Source organism: Barnesiella sp. (genome assembly GCF_022723415.1).
Taxonomy (GTDB): Bacteria; Bacteroidota; Bacteroidia; order Bacteroidales; family Barnesiellaceae; genus Barnesiella; species Barnesiella intestinihominis.
Genome location: NZ_JAIJHU010000099.1, coordinates 1 through 4959 on the forward strand (window position 1 = coordinate 1; position 4959 = coordinate 4959).

Genomic DNA, 4959 nt, shown 5'->3' on the forward strand with positions numbered 1-4959 from the left:
ACTTTAAATATTTGTCCAAGATGGCTTGCTTGGTAGAGGATCTTGACATCTTTCTTTATTTTTCAATAGCTTCTTCTATAATGTGTTTTGCTTGTAGCAATAAGCCTTGTGCCTCTCCTCGCATTTTGAAACTTTGCTGTATTGTTTCAGCAATTTTCCTTTGAAAGCTAATCGGGAGAATAGGAATAATAACATTCTCTATTTCTGATGGCTTCCAATGCTGTATAATCGAACCACCCGCATCACGTTCTGCTTGTAGCCTTACGACAATAGAGTTGAGTACAAGCGTTAGGTAATCGGGCAAGACATTCTTTGTCTTTATGCGCAAGTGGAGAATAGCACTCGAAGTTATGACCTCCTGTGTTTCTTCCATTTTGTATGCAATGCCAACACTTCCGTCTTTTGAGAGCAGGATAGTGTCCTTTTGTGGTCGTAAGGCATCGGCAAATTCTGTGGAGTCTAATTTTACATCAGAATCAGACAAACCAAATTTTGACAGATTGGCTACTCTTATAAAAGGTATGCCTTTTTCTTGATAAGCATTACTACCTGGTTCCACCGACTTTTGTATTGTGGCAATCTCACCGATAGTCATTGTCGGGAAAACTTTTAACTTCTCAAAAAGCATATCATATTTTGGCTGATAGTATTCCGCATCAAGTCTGCCACTTGCTAAAAAACTATCAGACAGCTTCTTGCAAGAGCAAATCATGTTACTTCCATTGACAGTTGCACCATTTGGTAAGACTCCAACCTCATGCAACAAAAGATATATAGCAGTATGCAGTTCCTTTGTTGATTTTTCTTGTAATCTACAATATGCTTCCGCTATTTTACCCCCCCATTTTGGATTGCTTCCTCGACTGTGAGTTTGGCATCTTCAAGTAATTGTAGAGACTCTTTGCGCAAAGCAATACTATTTTGTACATGCTTGGCTATCTCCTCTTGAATTTCTTGCTGAATTAATGGTATCGGAATACATTCCAATTCCTGTCGTCCGATTGCTGTAAGAATCGTACCCGAACATCCTTTCTTCATCAAGTCCTTAATCAATGGAGACTTGAACATGACAAGCAAAGTCTCTGGGTTAAGTACGTTGGATTTCAAAACATAGAAGCCTGTGGAGCATAATGCACCGTCATAGTCTTCTTCCACCAAAGCACAACTATCCAAAGAACCTTCCAAAGATGATATTATGACATCATTCTTGCTAATGATTCTTCTTGCTCTCGATGGTAAGAACTCACCTTTTTGTTGACTACAGCCTATAATGTTCCCATACTTTCCGATGTTTGCCAATTCCACATACTTATAGGATACATTTTTTTGTGGGGTAAAGTTTGCATCTTTTATTTCACAAATTTCCCCTAAATCCTTACTGCCATTTTTATATACTTGGATATGGTGGAGAATATCATCATACTTTAGTTGGTAATATTCTGCATCCAAGCGTCCTGTTTCAATGAAAGACTCCTTTAAGGTCTTTACATTGCAAGGATTAGAGCTTGCTGTAAAATCGTTCAAATTCAAACAGTCCAACATTTCATTTGCAGCCTCTGAATATAAACTTTCAGACATTTCCAACTTATGAAAGGCTCTGTATGTTATGTCCTCTATCTCATCATTTAAACCCTTGGAAAAAACAGGAATAGATATTTCTCTGAATTTTGCAGGACTAAAGTTAGCCTGGTTACCAACCATAGAATACTTTTCTATTTCCAATCTTCCATATTTTGAATTCAAGAATGCTACTAATGTAGCGGAATTGATATACTTCCGATTGGGGCGAATACGAAACAGATAAGATGCGAAGGCATAATCATAGTCCTTTGGAACAATAGCACTTCTTCCTACAAATTTGGGATTACCATTTGTTCTACAAATGAGTACATCATCCTTTCTTAATTGCAAGCTCCGATAAGTGTCCATATCCAACAGGCTACAATATTTGTCGGGATGTGAAATGAATGAATAATTAAACTCATTCAATCTCAAGACAGGATAGCCTTTTCCTATTTCGTTTAACTCTTTTGATGTTCCGTATTGAGAAAAGTCTATGATTTGTGAGGCATTTATGGTGTTCTGGTAGCTAACTGTATCTGAATTATAAAATTCAGATTCCATCCTCACTATATCGTTTCCTATCACACGTTTAAAAGGCACCTCACAAATCTCCAGCCCCTCCAACAAAGTTTTGTATTTTACTTCGTCAAAGGGGCATTTGCGAAAAAAGACAGTTTTTCTTTCTTGGCAAACTCTGCGAATGCCTCGGCTATGCCATCTTGTGTAAGACCTTCATGATTGAACAGGTCGTGCTTTACGACAAGATGCCCATGGGTGTCAAGAAGTGGAATAGTATTTCCATTCTCATCCGTTGTGCTTCGGTAAATCTTATCACCGTTATTGTACTTGCTTGGCTCTTGCATTGTGGCAAAGAAGATGTTGTAATCATTTACTCTTGGGCACAATTCATCATCCCATTTCTGTACGAACAAGACACTTGTCTTTGTTCCAGTATGGGGTTTAAACACATTGCCATGCAAACCAACGACTGCCAAAATACGGCAACGGTCGGCAATATATTCACGCAAAGCCTTATCACTGCTATTATTGAAACGACCTTGTGGCAAGACGATAGCCATTCTTCCTCCTGGTTTCAGAAAATCAATGTTTCGCTCTACAAAAAGAATGTCACGACTTATCTTAGTCTGTGTCTTCAATTTGGTTTTACGGAATGTACCATCACTCATTTGATACACTGTTTCACCATCATTAGTCAGTGCATCCATGAATGTTGGTTCTTTCTGTACGACAGAAACACCATTAGGACAATTCTTTAATTTCTCAACTGCCATACTTCTTCCAAGGTCATACTTTGATATGACACGGCTTTCCTTGATGTCACCAGCAAAAGGAGGGTTTGCCATTACTATGTCAAACGTAAAGTCCCTGTAATTTTTCTTGTCTTTCTTTTCATTCTTGTCAGCTCTCAACTTTTGCAATTTAAACCAGCCTGTACTATATGTTTCAAGCCAACCTGGTCTTTGCACATAATCGCTTTCCCAACGCTCGTAGTCCAATGTGTTGAGATGCAAAACATTGGTTTGTCCATCACCTGCTATGAGGTTCAATGTGCGAGCTACACGCACGGTCTTTTCGTCAAAGTCTATGGCAAAGACATTGTTTTGCACATAGTCCGTACATTCGGCAGGTTTCTGTTCGAGGGTGAAAAGATGGCTGCGCTTCAATCCTTTTCTGTCCAAGATGTTTTGCCACACATGGAAAATGGTATGGACAGGGAAACCACAACTTCCTGCTGCAGTGTCAATCATCGTTTCATCTTCCTTTGGGTTTAGCATTTTCACACACATATCTATCACGTAGCGAGGCGTAAAGTATTGTCCTTTCTCGCCTTTAGAGTTCTTCGATATAAGATACTCAAAGGCTTCGTCAACGACTTCAAGGTTGGAGTTGAACAGTTTCACGTCCTGCAATGAAGCTACACATACAGATAGGTGTGAAGGTGCTAATTGTAGTTTGGCATCTTCTGAGAACACACCAGCCCACTTCTCCTTGGCTTGGTCGAATAAGCCTTGTAGTTTGTCTCTTAATTCCTCTTCCGTGTCGCCATAGTTACGGAACACAAGATTGCGATCTTTCTTACGTCCGCTCTCCATTTCATCGTAAAGTTTGGTGAAAATCAACTTGAACACCTCCTCAAAGACATCGACACCAGCATTGGCAAGCACTTCGTCTTCCATTTCGAGAATCAATTCTTTCAGCGACTTGCGCTCATTGACAAGTTTGTCTTTCTTGATAAGGTCGTCAATAGTCCAACGCTCAGAAATGATGTCCGAGAGTTTTTGGTCAGCATGAGGTATGCCGCTCAAGTCCTCAAAATAGTTAGGGTCTTTTCTATGGTAATATGATATGCTCTTACCATTGCTCCACACGCCAATAGGCGCACCTGTGGCATTGCAATAGCTTTTGAGCTGTTCTTTGCCATCTTTGAGTTTGGGCTTCTTGACTTCAACAATAATGTATGGTGCGGTAGTGTCTTGTTTATCAAAAATGACAATATCAGCACGCTTCTTTTCTCGCCCAAACGTCACTTCGTATTCCAATTCCATTCTTGAAGTGGAATACCCATAATCTTCTGTAAGTACCAACAAATAAAGTTGGCGAACGACTTCTTCTGGAGTCAGCTTTATTTCTTTTTTACGTACTATACAAGTGAGGTAATATTTACCCCCCCCCATTTGTTTTTCGCTCAACTATACGGTTCTCTAATTCTGCTATATGTTTATCAGAGAACAAGCTAAGGTCGTATTCTGTTCCTTTAATTATGTCTGTTAATTTCATTGTATATCTGTTTTGTTTGAAACAAGAAGTTCTCTTATATCCACATCCAAAATTTCTGCTATTTTGTATAGTGTAGGTATCGGCGGTTGCACTTTATTTGAAGCATATAGATTTACCATATTAAATGTTTTGCCAAGTCGATGTGCCAATTCTGTTTGACTGATACCTTTGCTTTCAAGAATCTCCTTAATTCTGTTCATTTTATCTTGATTTTGAATTTGCCTCTGCAAAGATACACAATTTTATTTGGTATTTTATACGTTTCTCGAAAATTTATATTAAATTTGCACCAGAAAAGAGTTGTTTGGCGACAAACGTATGCATATTGCAGAAATTAGAACCATTGCCAAATCATTACCTCTGTTGAGGAGGAAAACTCATAAATAGCTCATTTTAAGCTATTCAGCAGATTTTAGCGTATTTTTGTCATAAAACAATGCAAGCCCCCAGCTATCACAGCTGAGGGCTTGCTTTGTAATACACAGCAAAAAATGCAAAGTGCTAAAAAACCATATTAATGATGGATATTTGCTTGAACGCAATATCTTTCCTTTATCCCACACAACTCGTTATGCCGAGCGTGGTTGCAATTGCCGT

General features: G+C 38.8%; 4 protein-coding genes. All 4 read right to left on the reverse strand.

The annotated features are described in order from the left end of the window. Positions 1–55: 55 nt before the first annotated feature. The 4 genes from QVD32_RS12555 to QVD32_RS12570 all read right to left on the reverse strand — a co-directional run bounded on the left by QVD32_RS12555 (position 56) and on the right by QVD32_RS12570 (position 4562). A complete protein-coding gene (locus tag QVD32_RS12555; RefSeq protein ID WP_287710304.1) occupies positions 56–712 on the reverse strand; it encodes a restriction endonuclease subunit S in 657 nt (218 codons plus the stop codon). 116 nt (positions 713–828) lie between these two features. Beyond that, positions 829–2124, reverse strand: a complete 1296-nt coding sequence (locus tag QVD32_RS12560) for a restriction endonuclease subunit S (RefSeq protein ID WP_287710305.1) — start codon at positions 2122–2124, stop codon at positions 829–831. Between the two features lie 77 nt (positions 2125–2201). After that, complete coding sequence (locus tag QVD32_RS12565; protein ID WP_287710306.1) at positions 2202–4274, reverse strand: type I restriction-modification system subunit M; 2073 nt, start codon at positions 4272–4274, stop codon at positions 2202–2204. Positions 4275–4358: 84 nt separating this feature from the next. Further along, positions 4359–4562 (reverse strand): helix-turn-helix domain-containing protein, encoded by a 204-nt coding sequence (locus QVD32_RS12570; RefSeq protein ID WP_287710307.1) that lies wholly within the window; start codon positions 4560–4562, stop codon positions 4359–4361. Positions 4563–4959 lie beyond the last annotated feature (397 nt).

Excerpts from the sequence above, each read along its gene's own strand:
- QVD32_RS12555 (WP_287710304.1), bottom strand. The coding sequence starts at position 712 with ATGATTTGCTCTTGCAAGAAGCTGTCTGATAGTTTTTTAGCAAGTGGC.
- QVD32_RS12560 (WP_287710305.1), bottom strand. The coding sequence starts at position 2,124 with ATGGAATCTGAATTTTATAATTCAGATACAGTTAGCTACCAGAACACC.
- QVD32_RS12570 (WP_287710307.1), bottom strand. The coding sequence starts at position 4,562 with ATGAACAGAATTAAGGAGATTCTTGAAAGCAAAGGTATCAGTCAAACA.